The organism is Acinetobacter sp. 778_lipA (assembly GCF_058242985.1).
In genome coordinates this window covers 4,016,495-4,041,276 of record NZ_JBZAYT010000001.1, presented here as the reverse complement: position 1 = coordinate 4,041,276, position 24,782 = coordinate 4,016,495, and the positions used below count along the sequence as shown (strand labels likewise).

The following is a 24,782-nucleotide window of genomic DNA, read 5'->3' as shown; positions in this document are numbered from 1 at the left end:
ACATGGCTGAACGCCTGAATAATGACTTTCAATTTCTGGATGTAGCACGCCAAGATCCAGAGAAAAAAGATATTAATGTCCGCAAAGCAGAGTTTGTGGAAATTTATAAACCTTTTACAGCGGAAGTTGCAGCAAACCAGACCCACCGTTGTTTAGGCTGTGGTAACCCATATTGTGAATGGAAATGTCCTGTACATAACTATATTCCAAACTGGTTAAAACTGATTGCAGAAGGACGTATTTTTCAAGCGGCTGAGCTTTGCCATCAAACCAATACCTTGCCAGAAGTATGTGGTCGGGTATGTCCACAAGACCGTTTATGTGAGGGTGCTTGTACCCTGAATGATGGTTTTGGTGCTGTGACCATTGGTAATGCCGAAAAATATATCAACGATACCGCCTTTGCTTTGGGCTGGCGTCCAGATATGTCATCGGTAAAATGGACCAACAAAAAAGTTGCCATTATCGGTGCAGGTCCAGCAGGCTTAGGGTGTGCAGATATTTTAGTGCGTAATGGGGTAAAACCTGTTGTATTTGACAAGCGTCCTGAAATTGGTGGATTGCTTACTTTTGGTATTCCAGAATTTAAAATGGAAAAAGACGTGATGAAACGCCGCCGTGAAATTTTCACAGGTATGGGGGTTGAATTCCGCTTAAATACTGAAATTGGTACAGATATTACGATTGACCAACTGCTTGCAGACTATGATGCTGTATTCATGGGTATGGGAACTTATACCTATATGAAAGGTGGTTTTGCAGGTGAAGATTTTGATGGTGTTTATGATGCACTTGATTTCTTAATTGCAAATGTTAACCGCACACAAGGATGGGAAAAAGACCCGTCTGAATACATCAGTGTTCAGGGCAAAAAAGTCATCGTTCTAGGCGGTGGTGATACGGCAATGGACTGTAACCGTACTTCAATCCGTCAGGGCGCAGAATCAGTAACCTGTGCTTACCGTCGTGATGAAGAAAATATGCCAGGCTCACGTCGAGAAGTGAAGAATGCGCGTGAAGAAGGGGTGGACTTCCAGTTCAACCGCCAGCCGATCGAAATCGTCGGTGAAAACGGTAAAGTGACGGGTGTAAAAGTTGTGACTACCCAGCTGGGTGACCCAGATAGCCGTGGTCGTCGTAGCCCTGAACCGATTCCAGGCTCTGAAGAAGTTTTACCCGCAGATGCGGTATTGCTGGCTTTTGGTTTCCGTACCAGCCCAGCAGAATGGTTTGCAGGTGCAAATATTGGGTTAGATGGTTCTGGCCGAGTCATTGCAGCTGAAAAACAACAATTTAAATTCCAGACCTCTAACCCAAAAATCTTTGCGGGCGGAGATATGGTACGTGGTTCTGATTTGGTGGTGACTGCAATCTGGGAAGGTCGTGAAGCTGCTGAAGGAATTTTGGATTATCTTGATGTTTAATTTTTAGATACTAAATAACAGCTATTTAAGAGCCCGCAGTCATGCGGGCTTTTTAATGCAGCAAACTCAAAAAATTAATCTGAGTCAATATTTTGAAGATAATGATTTAACTTTAAGCTATGTTGTTTTGCTCGAGTTCTGATTTCAGCATGTGTATGCCCTAAAACAGTTGAAATATCGTATAAGAAGACAGGTTCTAAATATTCCATTCCGGTATAAAGTGCTGATTTTTGAATTGGAGATAAAAAGTTCTCCAATAATGAATGCTGTTGTTCCGTACTAAAATTCTGCTCAGGTTGGCCAATGGTCATACTCAGCAAAAGCTTTTTATGTTTAAGCTTGTTTCCTTTGGAACCATAGGCGAATTGATAGGTAAATACCTGATCAAACCAAATTTTTAAAATGGCAGGTATACTGAACCAGTACATAGGACATTGTAAAATAATCAGCTCATGTCTTAAGAGTGCACTTTGTTCAGTAGCAATATCAATTTGATAATCTGGATATAAATCATGGATATGGCGAATTTCTAAATCAGTTTGAGTTCTTGATAATTCATCGACAATGGTTTTATTTGCGACAGATTCAGTAAAACTGGGATGTGCTAAAATCAGTAATGCCATCTTGGTTTTTCCAACTATAAAAATTATAGTGAATATAAATATTATAGTTTTTATGTACAATAACTATCCATTTTGATAGCTGGCTGAAAAATGAATATTGAACAAAACACTTGTGAAGTGACGTTTCACGATAAGACCTATCATTGCCCGATTAGTATGGTGATGGATTTAATCGGTGGGAAATGGAAAACCGTGATTCTTTATTACCTAAAGGAGGAGTCAAAACGCTTTAATCAACTTAAGCGTGATATGCCAGATATCACAGAAATGACCTTAAGTTTGCAACTCAAGCAATTGGAAAAGAATGGTTTTATTTCCAGAACCGTATTTGGTGACAAGCCTCCAGTCAAAGTGGTGTATGAATTAACTGCATTTGGTCAAACATTTATTCCTGTATTAGACGCTTTATCTGCTTGGGCACATGATTTTTCAGCGCAAAGCTAATTCAAAGTGATGGCGTTGAAAGAAGCAGTTTTAAAGATTAAATCAGCTATAAAAGGCGATGAGTAGAGTGGTTTGGTCATAAAATTTGCCAATCACACTAAAGCAACAATTTGTTTTTTATACAAAAAATTCCTAGACGAATCCTGTTTGTTTGAGTTCTATAAAACACATGCTTTTTTGAATGTTTATATGACGTTGCAAGCATAAATATTTATAAATTGAGTTCTAATTTTGAATGGATCCTATGTGATTGTTTTAAAAATTAAAACATAATTCAATCTGATTGAAAAATGTCATTTAAGTCAATAAAAGCATGCTTATAAATCTCGATTTTAGGCTTTGTGTAAACGATAAAGCACTTTTTGTGAAGATAATAAATATATTTATTTTTAATAAATTTAATTTTATCAATATCTTATATTTTTAATTTTTTTGGATTTTTAATTGAGCCATGTGTTTTCTTGAAAATGATATTTTAGGTCAACTGTGTGGATGATTCTGCAATATACAAATATTGAGATTGTGCCAATATAGCTTAAATTCAGACAAATGTAGGATTATCCTTATGTCAACAGTTCAAGCGACGGCAGAAAAATCATATTTAAATCGTCCTAAAGCTATTGGTATCAAAGTCCGTAAACCAAGCTTTAACCCAAAAGCAATTCGCAGACATTTTTTTGCCAATTCTCCTGTGATGTCACATTTATTGACTGCGCTTTCTTCAACATTTCCGATTGGTGAGCAGTTCTTTGTACATAGTGTGCGTAATGTACGTGACAAAATCACGGATGAAAAATTGCAAGCGCAAATTGCAGCATTTATTGGTCAAGAGGCCATGCACTCCAAAGCCCATACGGAATTCAATGATGCATGGCGCCGTGATGATTATAACTTAGACAGTTTCCAAGCATGGTTGGCGCGTCGAGATACACTGATTAAAAGTGTACATCCGAAATTACAACTTGCTGTTACCGCAGCTTTTGAACATTTTACTGCATTATTGGGCGGCTATATTCTTCGTCACCCTGAAGTTTTAAGCACTCTAGATGATGATGCCGTTAAGCTTTGGGTATGGCATGCAATCGAAGAAATTGAGCATCGTGCAGTGGCATTTGATGTATATCAGGCGATTTATAAAGATGATCGTACTCGTCGTACAGTAATGCGTAATGTGACTACGGGTTTTGCAAGTTTAACGTTTTATTCGGCTACCCGTTTGTTTATGCAAGACTGGAGAAAAAGTCTACCAAAAGTGCCGCAAAATATCTTTGGAGTATATATGATTTCTAAAATGTTGATTTCATTGATTCCTGAATATTTATCTTATTACAAATCTGACTTTCATCCGGATGAAATTGATTATTCGAAGATTGTGGCGTATTGGAAAGAAAAGCTGGCAGATGATTATGGAATGGAAAGTTTCCAAGAAGAAGTGCACCTGCCGTTATATAGTTAAGACAATGCTTTAGATCAAAGGGCTAATTTATATGATTGGCTCTTTTAGTTTTCTTGCTGACGTTGATGGATACTTTCTAAAGTATCGACCATAGTGCGGGTCATTTGGTCAATTTCATAATTGAGTTTGCCACCAATTTGGACATGTTTAAATGTCGTCAAACGTAAGGTTTCTGGAATTAAATCCACTGAAATTTCATTGGTTTTCCGATCCACACGATTGACTGTTAAACTACAACCTTGCAGTCCAATAAAGCCTTTTTTAAAGAAGTATTTGATATTGTCATCTGGAATAACGATATCAATGTGTAGTGTTTCACCGGTATGAACCACATCTTTAATGGTTGCCATACCTTCGATATGCCCAAAAATATTGTGCCCACCGTTTTCCATGCCAGCTTTGATAGATCTTTCGATATTGACTTCATCACCAATTTTTAAAAATTGTAATGTGGTGAGAGACGTGGTCAATGCTGAAACATCGAATGAGGCTATATTTGCAACAGCATCAAAACTTGTTGCGGTTAGGCATGTACCATCGATTGCGACACTGGCGCCAATAAAAACATCATTTAAAAAGCCTTTTTCATTGGAAATATAAAGGGTTGTAAAATTATCACCTTGTTGGATGTTTACAACTTTTTCTAAGCCTTGAACGATACCTGTATACATCGCTGATCTCTTTTATTTAGCTGATTTTTATTGTACAGATTTCATTGAAGAGGACTAGGGCTGAATTTTAGATTTATGTTGTATAGAAGAGCCTAACATCATACTTAGATGACTTTTTAAAAGAGAATGAATATAGCAGTAAGGATTGCAAAGACTTATTTTATAGTGAAAAGTTTATATAGTTTGATGATAATGTATTTCAGACGATCTAAGCTTGATTGTGGCTTAAATTGGACTAAGTCAGTATGTACCTAGACTCAGTCCAATTTAATTTAGCCAACCAACCAATCAACAATCAGTCAGAAAATGAATTAAATCTTATCTTTAAACTGTTTTATGATTTTTTGACGTTGCCATGGTAAAGGACGATTAATCGCTTCAGGTACATCACCAGAGGTTGAACGTAGACGTAAATGAATTGCTGCCTGCGCAATCAAATTTGCCGATACGGGAGCTGTAATAAAGGCAAGCAGTGTGATCAATAACTCTGCAAAACCTAAACGACTGTTAAATGCTGCGTAAATCATTCCCGCGATTAAAAAACTGCCTAAACCCAAGGTACTGGATTTGGTCGGTGCATGTAGACGCATAAATAAGTCTGGTAATTTGACCATACCTATGCCACCCACCAAAGTAAAAAACGCACCAACAATCAAGAACAATGAAACGATGATTTCCATGACAATTTGCATATTATTTTCCATGTACTTTCTCCTTAATCAACCACATGACCCGTTGTAAAATAACGAGCCAGTGCAGCAGTTGAAACAAAGCCCAGCATTGCAACCAATAATGCGCCTTCAAACATTGAGGTACTTGCCCAATAAATGCCAAGAATGACAACTAAGCAGGTTGCATTTAAAAACAATGTATCCAATGCCAGTAATCGATCTACGATAGAAGGGCCCATCACCAAACGGACCAAACATAACAACATGGAGATGGTCACTGCGAGCAGGCAAATACCAAGTGCATAAGGTAAAATACTCATGAACGTGCTCCTCGTTGCAGGTCAAAGATTTCGATTAAAGGAACTTCATAGCGGGCTTTAATCGCTTGAATTTCTGCGTCTACATCATCACAACTTAGTGCATGAACCAAAATATCACCACGTTCTTGATCAATCCCAGCACTGACTGTACCTGGGGTCGTGGTAATGATCATCGCCAATAAAGTATTGACATGTTCATGGTCGGTTTCCAAAGGAACTCGAAACCATTTCGGGGTGAGATTTTTGGTTGGACCTAAGACTTGTTTAGCAACTTTGATATTACTGATGACGATGTCCCATAGCACCACAAAAAATAATTGAATGGCGCTTTTCCAATGAATATTGGGCGTATGAATGATAAAAGGTTGAATCAGTTTAGGGATGAGTAATCCCAAGCTAATCGCTACAACAATATCAAAACTTTCAGCGCTATGATTCAACATGAGCCAACTCATTGCCACAATTACCGACACAAAAGGATGGGGCAAAATACGAGCGAATAATGATTTATTTTGCATTTATTGCTCCATTGGCTTAAGTTGAGTATTTTCAACATGTTGTTGCTGTTCTTGTCCCTGAATTTGACGTTGTTTAAATTCAGAAATATGTTCACCTTTTAAGGTTTCAGGGCTAATAATATACGGAATATAGTGTGCATTTTGATCAATCATTTCACCGTTGTATTTTGTTTCAGGGACATAGTTTGGATCGAAGGGCTGTACACTAATGGTTTCTCCATGCCCATCCATTTTTAAAATACTGTGTTGATAAATAGATGTATCAGAAATTTGCAACGCTGTTTTTTCAACATAATTTAAAATCGGAGCTGCACAAACCACATAGGCAATCAGTCCTGCCAGTAATAGGTAAACGCTTTTGTCGTTACGTACAGGGGCTTGCTCGGGTAAAGCTTGATAGGCTTTATAAGCATCTTCTTTCGGATTGTCCTCAGGTGTTGTTGCTCGCCAAAATAAGATAAATCCGACGCGCGTAAATGCAACAATACTTAAAAAACTCACAATCAAGATAATTGCAATAATCCAACCTTGCGCAGCCAAATTTGCAGTTGCCTGTAAGATTAATACTTTACCTAAAAAACCGCTAAATGGTGGTAAACCTGCCATTATCAAAGCGATGAGGAAGAACGTTATGGCAATGACTTTATCTTGCTTCATCTTCGGCGCCACTTTGAGATGATCTTTGAATGCGCCACGCTGTGAGGTAATCCAACCACAAAGCAAATAGAATGAGGCCGCAATGATGGTACTGTGAACGAGGTAATATAACCCAGCCGTCCATGCTTTTATGTTAAACATGGCAATGGCAACTAAAATCGTTCCGACTGAGGATAACACCATAAAGCCAACAAAGCGGCGTAAGCGTTCAGCTGCAAGCGCACCAATCACACCATATAATGAAGTTACTAAACCAATTGGTAATAAGTAATTGCTAAAGATCGTTTGACCAAGTTCATCATTAAAGACAGTGCCATTGACCCGTAAAATTGCATACACACCTACTTTGGTCATAATAGTGAAAATAGCAGCAACGGGTGTCGCGGCAACAGCATAGGTTTTTGGTAACCAGAAACCCACAGGTAACATCGCTGCTTTGATGCCAAATACAACAAATAGAAGCAAACCACCTGCTATAGCAAGACGATGTTGATCATGTTCCAAGGTTGGTAATAAACGGCCGACATCCGCCATATTCAAACTGCCCACACTGCCATAAATCATGCCTAAACCGATGAGGAATAGGGCAGAAGCCAGTAAGTTGATGGTGACGTAGTGAATACCTAATTGAAAACGGGCTTTACCTTGACCATGTAACAGTAAGACATAAGATGCCATTAGTAATATTTCAAAAAATACAAAGAGGTTAAATAAGTCACCTGTTAAGAATGCACCACTCAACCCCATTAACAGAAGATGAAACATGGCATGAAAATAACGACCACGTTCGTCCCATTCTTTGCTGGCAAACCATAATACAGGCGCTGCAAGAGTGTAGGTGAGCACCAACATTAACGCGGATAAGCGATCCAGTACCAAGACAATCCCAAAAGGTGCCGACCACTCAGCGAGTTGATAAACAAAGATTTTCCCTGTATTGGCTTGAATAAGATAAGCAATAGCAGTGGCAAGTCCAAGGATAACCGAAATTAAGCTAATGCCACGACGCCAAGGTTGGCGCCAATCATGTTTTAAAGCACCAGAACCAGGATTGCCTAATAAAATCAGCAAAAAGCCTGTAAATGCAGGAATCAAAATACTCAGGATTGGAGAGTGAGCATACCAAAAATCTAAAAAGCTGGTCATTATGGCTCATCCTCACGTGGGTCAAAATTACTCGGTTCCTCTTTGGTATCGACATGGTCTGTTCCTGACTCATAACGACTGCGTAATGCTAACTGAACAATAAAAGCAGTTGTCGCAAAGCCAATAACAATTGCAGTTAATACCAAGGCTTGGGGCAAAGGGTCAGTGACTTTGGTCGCTTGAGTTAAAATTGCAGGTGAACTGATTTGTATTCTTCCCATTGCAAACAGGAAAATATTGACTGCATAGCCAATCATTGCCAATCCAAGAACAACAGGAAAGGTACGGGCACGAAGAATGAGATAAATTCCTGAGGCAACCAATAATCCAATCGCAGATGCAATTAAAAATTCTAAACTGATCATGCATTACTCCTTGGGTACTGGACCAGACATACTTGAATGTCTGGAGTCGCCTAAAACAGAAATGAGAAGCATTGCTGCACCAACAACCGTGACGTATACGCCAAGATCAAAACCAGCAGCAGAGGCAAAATGGAATTTGCCAAACAGTCCTGATTCCACATAAACATGTGCACTGGTGAGAAATGGACGTGCCCAGAACCAAGATGCAAGGCCTGAAATTCCAGCAATGATCAGCCCTAAACCAATCCAGATTTCATATAAACGACCCGATTGAGCACGTAGCATTTTTTCAGCATGATCTTGTCCCATCGCAATATATTGAATGACCAATGCCATAGAGGTAATCAAGCCTGCAATGAAACCACCACCAGGATAATTATGTCCTCGTAGGAAGATATACAGACTTACCACAAGTGCAACCGGTAGTACCCATGAAGCCGTCATACGGAACATCAACGGAGATGGATTGAAGCGATAGCTCAGACCTTGAGTGATGGTGGTGCCATGTGCCCGCATTCCATCCATCATACATAGTGCACCAATGGCTGCGATGCCCAATACAGCAATTTCACCAAATGTATCAAAACCACGGAAATCAACCAAAATGACATTGACGATGTTTGAGCCGCCACCTAAAGGAATGGACTGCTGAACAAAGAACCATGAAATCGAATTATGATCACGTGTCATGATCAACCATGTAATCCAACCGATACCAATACCACCACCAATTGCAATGATTGCGTCACGCCAACGACGTGTTTGGCTGGACTCATAAGGGGTTAATTGAGGAAGTAGTGATAAACTCATCAATAGCAGAACTGTTGTGACAACATCCACGGTAATTTGTGTCAGTGCTAAGTCTGGCGCAGAGAGAGTGATGAAAATCATTGTCACGACCAAACCAATTGCACCACTAATCAGAACCGCTTTGATACGTTCATGGTGAAACCACAGCATCATCCAGCAGGCAGAGAACAATAACAACCACAGCACGATTGCAGTAAAGGGTGCATGTGTGAGTTCACGTGTTCCTGTCGTTAAATTTTGGTTGATCAATGGTGTGGCAACCACGGCAATACTTAAGGCCAAAATCCACAATAAATAGTTCTGTAATGAGCCAGTTTCAGTTTTTTTCTTAATTTTGCGTGAAATCAGCAGGAGATTTTTAAGGAAATCTTCAAATAATAATTTGCCTTGGAAACGACCTAAGCGTGGATCAAGATCAATTTCACGAATTCGCCCGCCTTTGGCCATGGCGAAATAGAAAATTACGCCACCAATTAAGGCAATTGCGCTCATCAGTAACGGTAAATTAAAGCCATGCCAGATGGCTAAATGAACCCCTTCAAAACTTGCAATTTGTGTTGATGCGCGTGTTCCGGCATTGACAATGTTTTCAACCAACAGCGCAGGAATGATCCCCACTAAAATACATAAAGTTGCCAATATGATTGCTGGAATTCGCATACCGATTGGCGGCTCATGGGCATTTTTATTGGGAACATCACGCCCCACATCACCATCAAAAAACACACCATGTACCAAACGAACTGAATAAGCAACCGCAAATAAACCTGCCAATGTAGCGATAATCGCTGCCAACACAACATAGCCACCAGATAAGTTTGCCAATAGCTCAGTAAAGAACATTTCTTTCGAGATAAAGCCATTGGTCAAAGGTACACCGGCCATACTTGCAGCGGTAATCATGGTTAATGTTGCTGTAAATGGAAGAAATTGCCATAGTCCACTTAACTTTCTTAAATCACGTGTACCAGACTCATGGTCAATGATCCCCGCCAGCATAAATAATGCCGCTTTAAAGGTTGCATGATTGATGATATGGAAAACTGCAGCAGCCACGGCTAAAGGTGAACCTATACCCAAAAGGCACATGATCAAGCCTAAATGACTGATGGTTGAATAAGCCAGTAAGCCTTTTAAATCTTCTTTAAAGATGGCAAAAAATGCCGCCATACATAAGGTCAGCAGACCAATTGTGGTGACAAGATTATGGAACAATGCCGAGCCAACAAAGATTGGCAATAAGCGTGCAACCAGAAAAATCCCTGCTTTTACCATAGTTGCTGAATGCAGATAGGCGGATACAGGGGTTGGTGCTGCCATGGCATTGGGGAGCCAGAAATGGAAGGGAAATTGCGCACTTTTAGTAAACGCACCCAATAAAATCAACAATAAAGCGGGAACAAATAAACCACTATTTTGAATTGTACTCGCCATCATGGTGAGTTGGTCAATTTGATAGGTTCCTGCGATTTGACCAATCAGAATAAATCCACCCAGCATGGCTAAGCCACCCATACCAGTGATGGTCAGCGCCATCCGTGCACCACGTTGCGCAGCGTCGTAGTTACTCCAATAGCCCACTAGCAAGAACGATGAAATACTGGTCAATTCCCAAAAAACCAATAAAATAATTAAATTATTCGACAAAGAAATGCCCAACATTGCGGCCATAAACAGCATCAACAATGCATAGAGCTTACTCAGAGAATTTTTCGGGTTTAGATAATAATAGGCATAGATATAAATCAGTGTACCGATCCCCGTGATCAGCAATGAAAAAATTAAACTTAAAGCATCTAATCGGAAACTAAAATCAATACCAATTTGAGGTAGCCATTGCCACTGCTCTAAAACGGCTTGTCCACTTAATACTGTTTTCGCTTGAGTCAGTAGCAGGATAAAACTGCTTAAACTGACCCCGATTGCCCCTAAAGCTGTTACCCCGCGAGAGAATTGCTTCAGCCACAGAACAACGATAGTGCCAAGTATTAATGGTAAAAGAATAATAATCGGAAGCACACGCGTATCCATTGTCGTGAATAGGTCGTGAAACCTATGTGAATCTTATCTTTCAAGGATTTGAGGAATGCAAGGAACAGTCCAATAACTTAAATCTTGAAAGCCGAATTAAATTAGTAATTAAAAAATGAGTTGTGTTGCGCAACTTGAGAAAGCGATTAGAAAATCAATTTGCATTGAAAAATCTAATTTAAATTGATTTTTTCATCTTATTACATGAGTAGAATAACATCAATTTATTTTGTCGTTTTTTACGCAAACATTTGTAATTATACGCTTCATATGACTTTTTGCTGCTTGAAAATCATGCTGTAACAATCAATCTATGTTGTATTGAATTTTATACAACAATGAATATGAACGTGAATATATTCATGATTTGAGAAAGGAGTATAAAAGACAGTGTCATGCGATTAATGATCATTCATTGTCTGATATTGACGTCTTTAGGCTGAGTTATTTCTTATGATAAGAACTTATGTGAAGCTTGGTCATCACCAGATTGGATTAAACGTTTTAATTCGGTTTTTTGTTCTTCAGTAAGGTGTTTAAACTGCTCAAAAAGTTGTTGAACATTGACTGGCAGATTGGGTTCGGGTTCAAGTAAATCTTGTTCAGAGGTTTCTGGGATTTCTTTGAGCAAGTTTTCATAAATATCTTGGTATTCTTGCCATACTTTATTGTTCTGAATTTCATAAAGCTCTTTATTATCCAATTTAAAACATTGATATTCGTCGGCTTGCTCGAGAAGCTCTTCATGACTGGCTGTGGCAATGATCTGTAAACGAGGAAAGGCCTGATTTAAACGATCGAGAATTAGCTGTAGGCCAAATTGGTCTAAATCAACATCAATTTGATCAATCAGTAAGATGCCTTCACCTTCTTCACAAGGATAAAGACTTAAAGGATTGAGTAAGCACATGCGACGCACTAAATCACCGACTAAGGCCAACCAATTTTTGACTGTGTTAGAAAGTTGTGAGTAAGTCAAACTTTGATTTCTATAAGTGACCATCAACTGCAATTTAGGTTGATACTCTAAATAGAGATCTGTGACTTCAGGAAGGACGATACTCAAGCTTTGCTTTAAGGCTTTTAAGCTAGGGGCATGTAATTGAGAACGAGCTTGAAATAAAATACTTTGAAAATCCTCATCAACTTGATTTGATGATTCTTTTTGCGCCAAAACAATTTGAAAAAGTTGCGCGATTTGTGCATTTTCGATATCACTGATTTCGCGAAACCATTCGAAAAATCGTGCAAAGGTGGTATATGGAATCGGTACTAATTCATAGGCATAGTGCGCTTGTAAAATAATAGGATTATTTTTATTGAGAATATTCACTTCATTTACAAATCGTTCAGCAGGGTAGTAGGCAATTAAAGGTAAGCCTTGAACAGGATCTTTTTTGAGTACTAGATTATAACGTTCTACCAGCTGTTCGAGTTGTGCTAAGTCAACTTTACTCAGACCAACACCAGAACTATTTAAGGTTTTATATAGTTGCCAATGACAAGTTTGCGGATCTTGTTCTGCTGTTGCAGTGCTTTCTGCAAGTTGACCAAACTCTATTGGGAATTTGATTTTAACATCTATTTTGGATTGTACTCGATCTTGCATAATGTCTTGGTCGAGCATTACCACACCAGGGGTGCGCAAATCTTTTAGACGTGCAGGAAACCAAGTCAAAGCTTGGTAAATATTTTTAATAATTGCCGTTTTACCACTGGCTTGTTCGCCAACAATTAAACTGATTGGTTTGTTTTTATAATTAAAGTCTATTTTTAAATCAGCAAAATGGTATGTGTGGCGAAAATGAATTGCTGCTAGTTTCATAGGATACCTGAAAATTGACTGACAGCATAAAAAGCTGTTGATATTTTCACCTTGCGATTTTTTTCGCTGATACAGATGAGTGAGTCAAAAACCTTATGCTGTTGCTTTATTTTTAAATGGCGCTTTTACTTTCAATTGTTGCACGAGATCATAGATGTGATGAATATTTAAGCTGACCTTTGCCCGTGTACAGGCGACATATAACAGCCTTAATTCTTCATCGCTGATTTTATGTTCTAAACCGTTTATTTTAAATTGGTAATCATCTTCGATATGTACACGATTCCATTCTAGCCCTTTGGCCTTATGTGCAGTTGAAATCACATAATCAGCTTGCTCTATTGGGGTTATTTTAGCAAGTGCTTTTTTGAGCGGTTCCGTACCGTGATCGTCAACCAATTTGACTAAGGGTTTGATATCACTGCCATCGTTGGTTTCACAGTATTCATGTACATCATGCCAAGAGTTAAACCAAGCCAGTTCAGGCACATCAACAACACGTTTGCCTTGTTTAAGCAAACTTGCCGCATCAACAAAACGGTTGAGTTTTGCATGATCGGCTTGTAATCCAACCTTATCGCCTTGCACGAGACCAGAAAGTAGTAACTCCATTGCGCGTGCATTGGTACGACATAAAATCGCATCACGCATTTTGGTATGTGGTTTATTGACCACACTCGATTTCATTTCAGGGTTGCCCAATAAAGGCACAGTTTCATCCAATGCACCGAGCAAATAATTGGCCACATCTGCAATCGCATCACCAAAACGGAATGAAGTGGTTAAACGAGATTCAGGAAGTGGCATTTGTTGCATGGCATTGACCGCACCACGCCATGCGTAAATTTGTTGATGTGCATCACCCACATAAATCACTTGAGTATTACGCTGGCGCAATAAAATACCAAGCATTAATGGATCGGCATCTTGTGCTTCATCAAAGAGTACATAATCTGCTGGAATAAATGGGTCTGATAATGCCCAGAGTTTTAAATAAATATCATGACCTATGCCTGCTTGATGATTGGTATCAATCGACTCTAACCAACGTCTTTCTACAGCAGGGTAAAGGTGTTTTTGTAAAGACTCGATATCATCTGCATGCAGCCAACTTGGTGCTTGGATATGACGTGGTGCTGGATATTGTGAGCTGGTCGAGCAGAAATAACTTACAGCATTGGCCACTAAACTCGCTAAACGACTGGGCATTAGCACATATTTTTCATAACGCCCGCCCATTAAACGTCTAAGTGTGATGGGTTCGAGGCGATATTCTTTGGCAATAAAACTGGGACTTAAACGCGGCAGGCGTAATTTATCGGTGACTCCCCGCGATACACTACGAAACGCCAAAGAGTGGAAGGTTCGGCAATCTACATTTTGATGAAATTTATTCTGTGCTTCTGTGGCAATTGCCTTATTAAAGGCCAAATACATCCCACGGCGCTCCGTCATCGCATCACTGATTAACTGCAAAGTCGTGGTTTTACCTGTGCCAGCATAGGCAATCACTTTAAATGATTGTCCTTTTTTCGCTTCTGCGATTGCAAAGCTTTGCTCAGATGTGGGTGTAAAAGAATAAGGCACAGTATTTATAAAATCTTATTAGCTTGAAAATTCAATATGGGACAGAGTATAGCAAAAATTGCTCAGCACTAGGGTGAAATCTAACAAGATGTTATTTAAACGACTGCGCTAATAATCTGCGGAGCGTATCCTGATCATTTTTATCATAATATGAGGTATTGGGGCTTTTGTCTTTAAAATGACTTAAAAGTGAAACTAGATTGTCATAACTGCTTTCTAAACTGAGCAGGGGAAAATTCTAAAACATATTCGGATAAAGTTATGAAAAATTCAGCCAGCCGACATACACGCCGTGAAGTGCTTACTTGGTTAGCCAGCATTCCATTTCTTCCACTTGGGGCAATGGCAACTTCAGCCACACTAGCAGGATGTAACGATGATGATAAAAATACTGCAGTTAAACCGCCGATCAATCCAGCTAAATTAAAATCTGCAACATTTACGCCGATGGATGCACCAACATTGGCAAATGCAGCAGCAATGGCAACAACAACAGTTGCTTCAGGCTTGGCTGTAACTTGGGATGACAATACCAAGACTGACTACAAACTTGCCTATAAAACCTTCTTCCAAACAGGCGATATGATCAATGATGGAAAAGGTGGGAAGATCTTGGCTGGTGGTTATTATGATATCAAAAACCAACCAATTATGGATAAATCTGTAGCAGGCAAAGAACGTCAATTCTTTTCAGATTGCCCAGATGGTACTTCATTATTGACAGTCAAAGATGCCAAGGTTGATGGTGTAAAAGGCAACCCTGTATTTGCGGTGGTGCAATTTGAATATACGACTCGTGATTTAGCTGGCAATGATATGTATGGTAAATTGCCATCACCGATTGGGGTAATTTCACTGGATCAAGATCCGAAAACAGGTCATTTAACTTTAGTTAAATATCATAATGTCGATATGTCTAAAGCACATGGTTTATGGATTACGTGTGGTGCGAGTTTATCACCTTGGGGAACACACCTTTCAAGTGAAGAATACGAGCCAGATGCATTTGGTCAGGGCTTAGGCACGGATATGGCAACAATGAAAGCCTATAGTAAAAACGTCTATGGTGATGAAACCTCTGCAAAACCTTATAACTATGGACATTTGCCTGAAATTACAGTGAACAAAGATGGTACAGGTACTGCAAAAAAACATTATTGTTTAGGTCGTATCTCACATGAACTAATCCAAGTTATGCCAGATAATCGTACTGCGTTAATGGGTGATGACTATACCAATGGTGGCTTGTTTATGTTTGTTGCAGATAAAGAAAAAGACTTATCTGCGGGAACATTGTATGTGGCGAAGTATTTGAATGAGTTAAATGAAACCTCAACAGCACAAATTCAATGGATTAAGTTGGGTCATGCAACTAGCCAAGAAATTGAAGATTTGGTGAATGTTAGAAATATTCAACCAACAGAGATCATGGAAAGCTTGGACAAAGATCCACAAGATGTAAGCTATACTAAAATTATTCTGCAAAAGAAAACCATTTGGGTGAAAGTTAAACCTGGAATGGAAAAAGCAGCAGCATTCTTAGAAACCCATCGTTACGCTGCTTTGATGGGCGGTAGTATGGCATTTACAAAAATGGAAGGCACAACAGTCAATGCCAAAGACAAAGTTGCTTATTCTGCTTTAGCCAATATTCAAGATTCAATGATCAAAGGCAATGCGGCTTGGGTCGATACGCATAACGTGTCATTCGCTAAGAAAATTTCAGCAGGTGGAATTGTTGCACATGATCTAGCAGGGTCTAAGAGTGATAAATCAGGTAGTCCAATCGTCAGTGAGTGGGTACCTTATCAATCGCATATGCTGTTAATCGGGAAGGATATTGATGCAGCTGCTGATCCACTAGGTATTGGTAACACTTCTGATCCAAACACGATTGCAAGTGCGGATAACTTAAAGTTCTCTGAAACATTCCGTACCTTATTCATTGGTGAAGACAGTGGTAACCATGTGAATAACTACTTATGGGCGTATAATGTAGATACCAAGAAATTAGATCGTATTCTTTCTTGCCCAGCAGGTGCTGAATCTACAGGTTTACATGCAGTCGATTCAATCAATGGTTGGACTTATATTATGAGTAACTTCCAGCATGCAGGGGATTGGGGTTCTTTACATAGTAAGGTTCAAGCAACTTTAGATCCTTTGATTCGAGCGAATTATAAAGATCGTTTTGCAGCAGCAGTGGGTTATTTAACAGCAGACCCAGTTGCACCTTCGGTTGAGAAAAAATCTTCTTAATTTTAGTTTTAAATAAAAAAGCAGCGATATTTCGCTGCTTTTTTATAAATACCCAATTAATGATCTCGATTGGCTTTTTCAACTAGCCCAGAAAGCCCTTGACGGCGTGCAAGTTCGTTGAGTACCAATTGCACATCCAACTCAAAATAACCAAGCATCACAATGGTATGGAACCATAGATCTGCAACTTCATAGATCAGATCATTTTTATGATCTTCACACGCTTCAGATTTAAAATCTTTTGCAGCAATGATGGTTTCGATACTTTCTTCACCAATTTTCTCTAAGATTTTATTTAAACCTTTGTGGTAAAGCTTTGCCACATAAGAAGAATCTGGATCAGCTGCTTTACGTTCAGCCATCATTTTGCCTAAATAACCCAAGACTTCTACCTGTTCAGCCTGCGCATTGGAGCTATTCATGGCAATGCTATGTGGATTTGATGAAAGTTTTTCACCGTATATTGCATTTGGATCTTTTAATTGTGCATCGACAGTTTCCCAACCAGTTGCAGTGAGCTTACGATAGAAGCAAGACTCTCGACCTGTATGGCAGGCGATTCCACCATGCTGTTCAATTTGTAAGACGATGACATCGGCATCACAGTCTAAACGGATTTCATAAACGGTTTGAAAATGGCCAGACTCTTCGCCTTTGAACCATAACTTATTTCGTGAACGAGAAAAATAAACGCCCTGCATTTTTTCAGCAGTCAGTTGTAATGCCTCACGGTTCATCCATGCCACCATCAAAATACGTCCAGTTTGATGATGTTGTGCAATAGCAGGAATAAGTCCTTGTTCGTTAAATTTTACTTCATCGAGCCATTGCAGATTGTTCATAGGATTTCACCAAGTTATAAAAAGAAAGAGTGCTACGTTGACATGCTAGCGGTTGTATAGTGTACGTTATTTCTAGCATTTTAGGAAAATATTGATTATGGATTGAGTCGAGATAAAAACGCTTGTTCACGCTTTAAAATTACAGAATTGGCAACTTGAGTGCACATTATTTTCCTCTTACCAAAGACGATCGAGCAATATCCTCATACTTCATTTGACTAAATATACCCGATTTTAATCCCGACACGGTGATTGCCATTTCTTTACGAAAATAAGGGATACGATACATCCACGAGAAGCTTAGATCTCGTAAACCACCTGCCCACCAAAGATCAGATTGATATAAAGGCGTCAGTAAACGGCTTAAAAATTGATAAAATGCGGATGAGCTTTTGCGATGTTGATGATAGTTTTGCCACAGCTTCGAATAATCGATCGTTTCATTGTTCCGTGCCACATGGACTGCTTGTCCTAAAGCCCATGCATCTAAAAGTGCCATATTTGCACCTTGCCCAAGCTGTGGGCTCATAGCATGTGCAGCATCTCCAATAATGCCTATACGTCTTTCACCAAACTTAGATAAAACCACATCACGATAATGGGCAGAAAACCATTGCTGTTTTTGTTCAGGATTGACAATGACTTGCTCTAACCATTCTGCAGCGGGCTTCCAGCGTTTAGATACTTCTTTTAACCATTCTAAGCGGGCGTGTTGATGAGGTAAAAAATTTCCAAGCTGATCTGTTGGAAGACTCCAGAAGATACTGGAAAGTCGTTGATCTGATTGGGATGGAATCGCACCTGTCGGTAATATTCCCATCATGATCTTGGAGCGGTCATAAAATTGATGCAGAATTTGAGTGTTGAGCTGTAAGCATTCGGGAACAATGGTCCATTTGGCGCCCCAAGGATAGGCTTGATCGACTTTAACCCATGCGTTTGGTCTCAGTTGGCTTCGCGCGCCGTTGGCAATAATAACGCTATCAAAGACCTCATCAAAAGACTCAGCATTGACCGTACCCAAAACTCTAATTTCATAAATAGATTCTTCAAGCTTTTGAATATCGGCATTCATTTGCCAAGTGATCAGATCAGGGTATTCATGACATTTCTTTGCCAAGACATGGCATAAGCTGGCTCGATGGATACCTAAACCATAAAAATCAGGATCGGCTTGAGCATAATGACTATCTACCAATTTAAAACCATTGGCGAGTTGTCCCTCTAAGCCTGTGACCATTGCACCGAGTTTAACCGCATCATCAAGCACATCTAAGTGCTCAAAAACTGCAAGTCCAGACGGTTGAAGTAATAAGCCCGCACCGACAGGTTTAAGCTCAGATACTTTCTCAAAAATGGTGACCTGAATATTTTGTTGTGCGAGTAAAATTGCTGCAGCAAGCCCTGCTGTTCCTGCACCGACGATGGCAAATTTTGGAATTTTAGTTTGATTCATTATTAGAGTAAGTGCTTTGAATAATTTAAATTTAACAAAAAGCAAGAAATTAACAAGGGATAATTTGAATCAAGCTCTTTATTCCTTGATTGGGCTTAGCCAAAAATCAACGCATATAGACGAGGCCAGACACTGATTAAATTCAGTGAAAAATACATGATGTAAAGCTTGAGCTATGACTGGCTCATGTCTCAGACTTATATCTCACGTCATTTATCCCAAATCATCAAGAATGCTGTTTTGGTAAATTTAAATTATTGAAAATCATATTAATTGAATGCTGGATGAGGTGACCAATGCAGTGTAATAATTATAAATCTAGCATCACTTCAGTAAAATTTTGTTTCTCCAGCATTTCTAAAAATTCATCACCCAGCCGCTGACTTTCTGCTACAGACTGCTTCCACAATTGTTTTCGCTTCTGATCATCCAGACCTTTCATCACAAAATCTTTACGATCTGGTAAACGTCCTAAAGGTAAAGATTTTAAATAGTCTTGAGAAGGCGAGATCAGTAAAGTCCGTGCTTGGTTTTCAGGATTGGCAGTGCGAGATTTAAACATTTTGTCAAACCAACCTGGAATGATGCTGTCGGAAAAATGTGGATATAAAACAATCCCTTTACTCTCAAAAGGCAAATCGATGTGATAGTCGATCAAACCACCATCTCGATACGCGCCTGGTGGCGCATCGGAAATATTTCTTACCGCAGGTGTAATTGCTGGAATCGAACCTGAGGCCATCAGCCAATCCGCAACATTGTGCTGATTAAAATTTAAATAATGGGTTTTAAAAGCGTCATCTTGAATTTTAAATTGAGGGAACTGGGCTGGCTGACAGATGACCCGTTGCATAAATTTATTCAGATGGTTTCTTGAAATTGCATTACTGCCGATAATGCCGAGTAAGGAGCTATACAGTGCAAGCTTTTGGTCACTTTGAAATAAATGTTCTGCTTTTGCAGCGATAATTGTGAGGTGATACTCGGGATGTTCGACCAGTTTTTGGCTGTGTTGGTCTAAAATGTTGGACAACATGTCGCGAGATATTTTCTCAATCTCTGCAATGTTCATCTTTTTATGAAAGGGTAAGTTAATATATAACTCTGCCAAACGCTCAGGACCGACTTGTTCACCTTGCGCTAAAATTCCAGCAAAGCGCCATGCACCGACGGATGAACCGATTAAAAAGCGTCTTTGTTTTGCCCGTTGGAGAAAATCCCCGAAAATTGCTTGATCTAGCCCCATTAAACCAATACCTTTGGGGCCGCCAGCTGCACCAGGAATCATATCTACTTGATGTGCAGATAATCCTTCTTGTTGTATGCGTTGTTTGGCAAGTGAGCCTGCACGTAAGACAATTCCTGCAGGGCGTTTTTGTAGAATTTGGGTCATGATTTCACTCACTCAAACGGATATTTTTATTGTAGAGTGAGTGATATATTGAACAATGGCGAGAGATGTCACTCAGTGACTTAGCAGTCATAGACAAAAAAGCCTATTCATTGAATGGGCTGAATTGCGTTATTTGGCAATCCGCCAAACTGCTAAAACAGTGGACAAGATAATCAAAACAATTGAAATATACCACGGTGCAATGATCGCAATAGAAAGTAAAATCGCCATGATACTTCCGAAAATCCAGCTACGTTTTTGTTGTTGTTCCACTTCCAAACGCATCATTTGCAATTCATGTAATTGTTTAGCATGCCATGCAGATTGATTTTTTAAACCATTTAAACTATCAACCATTAAAGTTGGAAAATCCTGTGCACCTAAAAGTAAATCAGGAATTTTTTGTCCTAACTCTTTTAAGTTTTTCTGAGGATTCATTTGCGCTTTTACCCATTCAGTGAGAATCGGTTTTGCCAGCTTCCAAATGTCAAGTTCAGGATATAAATCAGTACCTAAACCTTCCACATGTACCAACGTTTTGAGTAATAACATCAATTGTGGTGGAATTTCTAAATGGAAACGACGTGCAATGTCCATGACTTGAATCAAAATACCCGCAAAGTCCAATTCATGCATCGGTTTAGACACCATTGGTCCAACGGTACGGCGCATTTCACGGGATAACGCATCTTGATCGGTGCCCGGTGGAATCCAGCCGGCCTGATGCACAATTTGAATCAGTTGCAAGAAATCACTGTTCATGACCGCAAGCAACATACGTGCAACGGTCATCTGATCTTGTTTAGATAGCTCACCCATAATTGCACAGTCAAGGGCAATATAACGAGGGTGGCTTGGATTCAATGTTTCAACAAAAACGTTTCCAGGATGCATATCTGCATGGAAGAAATTGTCACGAAATACTTGGGTAAAGAAAATAGTCAAACCTTTTTCAGCAAGGTCTTTTCGATCCATACCAAGTTTTTCAAAGGTTTCAATATCCGAAATTGGAACCCCTGTGATCCGTTCAGCAACCATGACATCCTTACTATCCATATAGACTTCAGGCACATACATCATGCTTGAACCTGTGAAGTAATGGCGCATACGACGGGTATTGTCTGCTTCTAGCGTAAGATCCAGTTCATTTAAGATGACTTGACGATAATTCTGGATGATTTCAGACAAATGCACTGCACGAGCTGCTTCAAGCCGTTTTTCTAAACTTGATCCTAGCCACTGCAGAATTTCAAAATCCTGTAGAATCTGACTGCGAATATCTGGACGAGTGACTTTAACCACCACTTCACGACCATCATGTAGCGCAGCAGTATGGACTTGTGCAATAGATGCAGCAGCCAAAGGTTGTTCATCAAAACGAGCAAAAATTGTAGAAATTTTGGCTTTCAGAGATTGCTCAATACGCTCTTTTGCAATATTGACATCGAAGGGTTTAACCCGATCTTGTAATAAAACCAATTGCTGTAAAATTTCAGGTGGAATTAAGTCACGACGCGTGGAAAGTAATTGGCCCAGCTTAATTGCCAAAGGCCCCATTTCCTCTAAGGCTTCTTTAAGCTTGAGCGGGTTTTTACGTTCTTTACTTGACCATGCCGCAGGGTGTAGCCGAATTAAAGCTAAAGCATGCCGAGCTTTCTCAGGTAATTCTTCCGCAGGGACCAGTGTGTCGAGTCTATAGTGCGCGGCGATGCGCCAAAGTTCGAATAAACGGGCAATATGCGGAATCATATATTAAATTACCTGATTTTGATTTTGAGTAAAGTGAGATTGAAGTTGCTGAATTTTTGCTTCAAGTCGGTCAATATTTTGGTTAAGTTGACGGGTATCTTGTTGCAGGTCATCCATTTGCCAACGCGGAGCCAATACACCAGTATCTTCTTTTAAAAAGTCTTCTACAAAAAATAAATGACTTTGCATTGAGCGTTTGAGATGCTTTGGCGCCAGTTGGATTTTGCCAATTTCATGTGCGAGTGCAGGACCAATCCACGGGCTAAGCTGGGCCGCCAAATCAGGCTCAAGCTGTTGGATAATATTTTGAATATCCTGTAACAGGTGATAATCACCTTGTAGGGGAATATTGCCAATATCATCCGCAACAAATAATTTAGCCAATTCAACAACATTCTTTACATGTAATGTTGCTGTCGCTTCTGCAATCGCAACATTTTTGTCAAAAGGACGTTGTTCAAAAATTGAAGGTGTTTTGCTTTTACCAGTCACAGTCGGTTCAAGACGGATTTTATTTTGATCAAAGTAAACATCGACAGAAAGCTGTGGCGTATCCATCACGACACGTAACAGTTTGCCTTGTAACTGATTAAATTGGATGCGGGTAATTGCATCCAAATTAATAAACTGATTGATTAATCGTTCAACTGCACCGAGTGCCAGAATTGACCACATAATTCAACCTTGCTTGTTATATCTTGGGGAAATTACAGTTTAAAGCCACGGTGTACCGCCACAATACCACCGGTTAAATTGTGGTAATCACAGTTTTGGAAACCGGCACTTTCCATCATACCTTTTAAGGTACGTTGGTCTGGATGCATACGAATAGATTCAGCCAAATACTTATAACTTTCCGCATCATTGGCAACAACTTTACCCATAAATGGTAAAGCCGTGAATGAATAGAAATCATAGAGCTTTGAAAATGGTTCAAATACTGGTTTTGAAAACTCAAGAATCAGTAAACGACCACCTGGCTTTAATACACGATACATCGCTTGGAGTGCAGCATCTTTATCAGTCACATTACGTAGACCAAAACTGATGGTGAGCAAGTCAAAACTATTGTCTGCAAATGGCTCTAAGGTTTCAGCATTGGCCAATACAAAATCAACATTGGTACAGCCAGCATCAATCAAACGATCACGACCAACATTCAACATGGACTCGTTAATATCGGATAAAACCACATGACCTGTTGGACCAACTTCACGGCTGAAAACTTTGGCTAAGTCACCTGTACCGCCTGCAATATCAAGCACGTGCTGACCACGACGTACACCTGACATATTGATCGCAAAGCGTTTCCAGAGGCGGTGAATACCGAATGACATTAAATCATTCATAATGTCGTATTTGCTTGCTACAGAATGGAAGACTTCAGCGACTTTTTGCGCTTTTTCTTCACTATTAACAGTTTTGTAGCCGAAATGCGTGGTTGCGCCGACATTACCTGTATTGGCACCACGTGGGAGGTTGTATTTTGGCACAGTCCCAGAAACTGGCGTATCTACCTGTTGTTGCTGTAAAGACTGTTGCTGACCTTGTGGAGTACCTTGTGGTAATGGTTCTGTTAGAAATGGACTCACTTTGTCTGTATTCGTTGCCGTTTCAGCAGGGGCTGTAGGCTTTTGGTTTTCATTCGACATTTGAGTCACTCCTGAACACAAAAATGGGAAATTTTATATTGCTCTGCATAATGACAGATTCTGCATAATTTTGCAGTCCTCATCATGAAATTGTTATGAATAATATACAAAAACCGATCTTAGAGATCGGTTTGATACAGCCAAAAATTAAATTAATCTTGAAATGGATTGGGATCTCCAGCATGCACTTTTTCGACAATATCACGTTCTTTTAGGGTAAATGCATGGATAAAATCAGCTGCAGATTTCATTGGCTTCATCGCAATAAAACCCTCTCCAATAAAGTCATACATCAATTCAAATTTATATTTTGTTGCAGTACCTTTACACATTTTAAATGCAGTATGCATAATGAATGAACGCATGTATTTGTCTAGTGCTCCACCCAAATCATCCAATAAAGCTAGCTGTTGTTGACGGGCTTCTGCTTGATCTAATTTTAGTAAGGTCAGTCGCATCATTTCATCATCAATCACTTGATCAACAGGGTAATCCTTAAGTAATTGTGCAGCAACCTGCTCATCAAGTTGCATGGCCAGTACCGCCAATCCAACGGATTTTAAGCCAGTCTTAATGGCATTTTCAGGAAGAATTTTTTCTGCTTTGTGCGCATATTTTAGCAAACGTTCAATCTGTATTGCCAAATCATCAAATTCAGGACCACCATATAAACGGTTGATGAAATATTTTGCCATCAATTGATTTTCTTTTTGATTGAATAGCGCATGATGGGTCTTTTCAATACGCATTTTTAACCAGTCCTGCGCTTCATGCAGGCGTTTTTCTAGAATTGGGTCACTGTGATAACTCAATTGTTGATATTGTTCTAAAAGCTGATCTAGTGCAGCAAGTTTTGACATACAGAAACTCTGGATTTCGTTTA

The 24,782-nt window shown here is 39.5% G+C and carries 21 protein-coding genes; 4 read left to right on the top strand and 17 right to left on the bottom strand.

The annotated features are described in order from the left end of the window. The first annotated feature begins 2 nt into the window (after positions 1–2). Positions 3–1,424 (top strand): FAD-dependent oxidoreductase, encoded by a 1,422-nt coding sequence (locus AC4CUY_RS19160; RefSeq protein WP_004725441.1) that lies wholly within the window; start codon positions 3–5, stop codon positions 1,422–1,424. Between the two features lie 74 nt (positions 1,425–1,498). Here the strand turns inward: AC4CUY_RS19160 and AC4CUY_RS19155 are convergent, their stop codons facing one another. Beyond that, complete coding sequence (locus tag AC4CUY_RS19155; protein ID WP_490774587.1) at positions 1,499–2,047, bottom strand: NAD(P)H-dependent oxidoreductase; 549 nt, start codon at positions 2,045–2,047, stop codon at positions 1,499–1,501. 90 nt (positions 2,048–2,137) lie between these two features. Here AC4CUY_RS19155 and AC4CUY_RS19150 point away from each other — a divergent pair, with 90 nt between their 5' ends. Together AC4CUY_RS19150 and AC4CUY_RS19145 are read left to right on the top strand one after the other, a co-directional pair. Then, the gene (locus AC4CUY_RS19150; protein ID WP_490774586.1) at positions 2,138–2,491 is read left to right on the top strand and encodes a winged helix-turn-helix transcriptional regulator; all 354 of its coding nucleotides are present in this window, start codon (positions 2,138–2,140) and stop codon (positions 2,489–2,491) included. A 565-nt stretch (positions 2,492–3,056) separates the two neighbouring features. Then, positions 3,057–3,947, top strand: coding sequence for a metal-dependent hydrolase (locus AC4CUY_RS19145; protein ID WP_336953701.1), 891 nt, complete (start codon positions 3,057–3,059; stop codon positions 3,945–3,947). Between the two features lie 44 nt (positions 3,948–3,991). On the opposite strand, the gene AC4CUY_RS19140 is transcribed toward AC4CUY_RS19145, so the two are convergent. The 9 genes from AC4CUY_RS19140 to AC4CUY_RS19100 all read right to left on the bottom strand — a co-directional run bounded on the left by AC4CUY_RS19140 (position 3,992) and on the right by AC4CUY_RS19100 (position 14,548). Next, the gene (locus AC4CUY_RS19140; RefSeq protein WP_490774585.1) at positions 3,992–4,618 is read right to left on the bottom strand and encodes a riboflavin synthase subunit alpha; all 627 of its coding nucleotides are present in this window, start codon (positions 4,616–4,618) and stop codon (positions 3,992–3,994) included. A gap of 311 nt (positions 4,619–4,929) precedes the next feature. Continuing rightward, positions 4,930–5,310 (bottom strand): Na+/H+ antiporter subunit G, encoded by a 381-nt coding sequence (locus tag AC4CUY_RS19135; protein ID WP_419328028.1) that lies wholly within the window; start codon positions 5,308–5,310, stop codon positions 4,930–4,932. Positions 5,311–5,333: 23 nt separating this feature from the next. After that, on the bottom strand, positions 5,334–5,609 hold the full coding sequence (locus AC4CUY_RS19130) for a monovalent cation/H+ antiporter subunit F (RefSeq protein WP_004816687.1): 276 nt from the start codon (positions 5,607–5,609) through the stop codon (positions 5,334–5,336). Continuing rightward, positions 5,606–6,127, bottom strand: coding sequence for a Na+/H+ antiporter subunit E (locus tag AC4CUY_RS19125; protein WP_336953703.1), 522 nt, complete (start codon positions 6,125–6,127; stop codon positions 5,606–5,608). The genes AC4CUY_RS19130 and AC4CUY_RS19125 overlap by 4 nt, the downstream gene beginning before the upstream one ends. Then, the gene (locus AC4CUY_RS19120; protein WP_419327974.1) at positions 6,128–7,930 is read right to left on the bottom strand and encodes a monovalent cation/H+ antiporter subunit D; all 1,803 of its coding nucleotides are present in this window, start codon (positions 7,928–7,930) and stop codon (positions 6,128–6,130) included. Next, complete coding sequence (locus tag AC4CUY_RS19115; protein WP_336953705.1) at positions 7,930–8,295, bottom strand: Na+/H+ antiporter subunit C; 366 nt, start codon at positions 8,293–8,295, stop codon at positions 7,930–7,932. The genes AC4CUY_RS19120 and AC4CUY_RS19115 overlap by 1 nt, the downstream gene beginning before the upstream one ends. A gap of 3 nt (positions 8,296–8,298) precedes the next feature. Beyond that, the gene (locus AC4CUY_RS19110) at positions 8,299–11,136 is read right to left on the bottom strand and encodes a monovalent cation/H+ antiporter subunit A (protein WP_336953706.1); all 2,838 of its coding nucleotides are present in this window, start codon (positions 11,134–11,136) and stop codon (positions 8,299–8,301) included. Between the two features lie 451 nt (positions 11,137–11,587). Continuing rightward, positions 11,588–12,961 (bottom strand): ATP-binding protein, encoded by a 1,374-nt coding sequence (locus AC4CUY_RS19105; RefSeq protein ID WP_490774584.1) that lies wholly within the window; start codon positions 12,959–12,961, stop codon positions 11,588–11,590. 93 nt (positions 12,962–13,054) lie between these two features. Continuing rightward, positions 13,055–14,548: a UvrD-helicase domain-containing protein gene (locus tag AC4CUY_RS19100; RefSeq protein ID WP_490774583.1), complete on the bottom strand. Its 1,494-nt coding sequence runs from the start codon at positions 14,546–14,548 to the stop codon at positions 13,055–13,057. A 261-nt stretch (positions 14,549–14,809) separates the two neighbouring features. On the opposite strand from AC4CUY_RS19100, the gene AC4CUY_RS19095 reads away from it, so the two are divergent. Continuing rightward, complete coding sequence (locus AC4CUY_RS19095) at positions 14,810–16,807, top strand: PhoX family protein (protein ID WP_490774582.1); 1,998 nt, start codon at positions 14,810–14,812, stop codon at positions 16,805–16,807. 56 nt (positions 16,808–16,863) lie between these two features. On the opposite strand, the gene hisIE is transcribed toward AC4CUY_RS19095, so the two are convergent. From hisIE to AC4CUY_RS19060, 7 genes are all read right to left on the bottom strand, one after another. Further along, a complete protein-coding gene (gene hisIE, locus AC4CUY_RS19090) occupies positions 16,864–17,649 on the bottom strand; it encodes a bifunctional phosphoribosyl-AMP cyclohydrolase/phosphoribosyl-ATP diphosphatase HisIE (RefSeq protein ID WP_419358728.1) in 786 nt (261 codons plus the stop codon). Positions 17,650–17,815: 166 nt separating this feature from the next. Continuing rightward, positions 17,816–19,105 (bottom strand): FAD-dependent oxidoreductase, encoded by a 1,290-nt coding sequence (locus AC4CUY_RS19085; RefSeq protein WP_419358730.1) that lies wholly within the window; start codon positions 19,103–19,105, stop codon positions 17,816–17,818. Positions 19,106–19,415: 310 nt separating this feature from the next. Then, positions 19,416–20,498 (bottom strand): patatin-like phospholipase domain-containing protein, encoded by a 1,083-nt coding sequence (locus AC4CUY_RS19080; RefSeq protein ID WP_490774581.1) that lies wholly within the window; start codon positions 20,496–20,498, stop codon positions 19,416–19,418. 129 nt (positions 20,499–20,627) lie between these two features. Beyond that, positions 20,628–22,247 carry an ABC1 kinase family protein gene (locus AC4CUY_RS19075; protein WP_336953712.1) on the bottom strand — a complete coding sequence of 540 codons (1,620 nt, stop codon included), beginning with the start codon at positions 22,245–22,247 and terminating at the stop codon, positions 20,628–20,630. A gap of 3 nt (positions 22,248–22,250) precedes the next feature. After that, positions 22,251–22,922, bottom strand: a complete 672-nt coding sequence (locus AC4CUY_RS19070) for a ubiquinone biosynthesis accessory factor UbiJ (protein ID WP_490774580.1) — start codon at positions 22,920–22,922, stop codon at positions 22,251–22,253. 32 nt (positions 22,923–22,954) lie between these two features. Beyond that, a complete protein-coding gene (gene ubiE, locus AC4CUY_RS19065) occupies positions 22,955–23,899 on the bottom strand; it encodes a bifunctional demethylmenaquinone methyltransferase/2-methoxy-6-polyprenyl-1,4-benzoquinol methylase UbiE (RefSeq protein WP_336953714.1) in 945 nt (314 codons plus the stop codon). A gap of 152 nt (positions 23,900–24,051) precedes the next feature. Beyond that, on the bottom strand, positions 24,052–24,759 hold the full coding sequence (locus AC4CUY_RS19060; RefSeq protein ID WP_419358734.1) for a DUF8198 family protein: 708 nt from the start codon (positions 24,757–24,759) through the stop codon (positions 24,052–24,054). Between the last annotated feature and the right edge of the window lie 23 nt (positions 24,760–24,782).

Bases quoted from the DNA above. Each gene is read 5' to 3' on its own strand.
- AC4CUY_RS19160 (WP_004725441.1), top strand. From the start codon at position 3: ATGGCTGAACGCCTGAATAATGACTTTCAATTTCTGGATGTAGCACGC.
- AC4CUY_RS19155 (WP_490774587.1), bottom strand. From the start codon at position 2,047: ATGGCATTACTGATTTTAGCACATCCCAGTTTTACTGAATCTGTCGCA.
- AC4CUY_RS19150 (WP_490774586.1), top strand. From the start codon at position 2,138: ATGAATATTGAACAAAACACTTGTGAAGTGACGTTTCACGATAAGACC.
- AC4CUY_RS19145 (WP_336953701.1), top strand. From the start codon at position 3,057: ATGTCAACAGTTCAAGCGACGGCAGAAAAATCATATTTAAATCGTCCT.
- AC4CUY_RS19140 (WP_490774585.1), bottom strand. From the start codon at position 4,618: ATGTATACAGGTATCGTTCAAGGCTTAGAAAAAGTTGTAAACATCCAA.
- AC4CUY_RS19135 (WP_419328028.1), bottom strand. From the start codon at position 5,310: ATGCAAATTGTCATGGAAATCATCGTTTCATTGTTCTTGATTGTTGGT.
- AC4CUY_RS19130 (WP_004816687.1), bottom strand. From the start codon at position 5,609: ATGAGTATTTTACCTTATGCACTTGGTATTTGCCTGCTCGCAGTGACC.
- AC4CUY_RS19125 (WP_336953703.1), bottom strand. From the start codon at position 6,127: ATGCAAAATAAATCATTATTCGCTCGTATTTTGCCCCATCCTTTTGTG.
- AC4CUY_RS19120 (WP_419327974.1), bottom strand. From the start codon at position 7,930: ATGACCAGCTTTTTAGATTTTTGGTATGCTCACTCTCCAATCCTGAGT.
- AC4CUY_RS19115 (WP_336953705.1), bottom strand. From the start codon at position 8,295: ATGATCAGTTTAGAATTTTTAATTGCATCTGCGATTGGATTATTGGTT.
- AC4CUY_RS19110 (WP_336953706.1), bottom strand. From the start codon at position 11,136: ATGGATACGCGTGTGCTTCCGATTATTATTCTTTTACCATTAATACTT.
- AC4CUY_RS19105 (WP_490774584.1), bottom strand. From the start codon at position 12,961: ATGAAACTAGCAGCAATTCATTTTCGCCACACATACCATTTTGCTGAT.
- AC4CUY_RS19095 (WP_490774582.1), top strand. From the start codon at position 14,810: ATGAAAAATTCAGCCAGCCGACATACACGCCGTGAAGTGCTTACTTGG.
- hisIE (WP_419358728.1), bottom strand. From the start codon at position 17,649: ATGAACAATCTGCAATGGCTCGATGAAGTAAAATTTAACGAACAAGGA.
- AC4CUY_RS19085 (WP_419358730.1), bottom strand. From the start codon at position 19,105: ATGAATCAAACTAAAATTCCAAAATTTGCCATCGTCGGTGCAGGAACA.
- AC4CUY_RS19080 (WP_490774581.1), bottom strand. From the start codon at position 20,498: ATGACCCAAATTCTACAAAAACGCCCTGCAGGAATTGTCTTACGTGCA.
- AC4CUY_RS19075 (WP_336953712.1), bottom strand. From the start codon at position 22,247: ATGATTCCGCATATTGCCCGTTTATTCGAACTTTGGCGCATCGCCGCG.
- AC4CUY_RS19070 (WP_490774580.1), bottom strand. From the start codon at position 22,922: ATGTGGTCAATTCTGGCACTCGGTGCAGTTGAACGATTAATCAATCAG.
- ubiE (WP_336953714.1), bottom strand. From the start codon at position 23,899: ATGTCGAATGAAAACCAAAAGCCTACAGCCCCTGCTGAAACGGCAACG.
- AC4CUY_RS19060 (WP_419358734.1), bottom strand. From the start codon at position 24,759: ATGTCAAAACTTGCTGCACTAGATCAGCTTTTAGAACAATATCAACAA.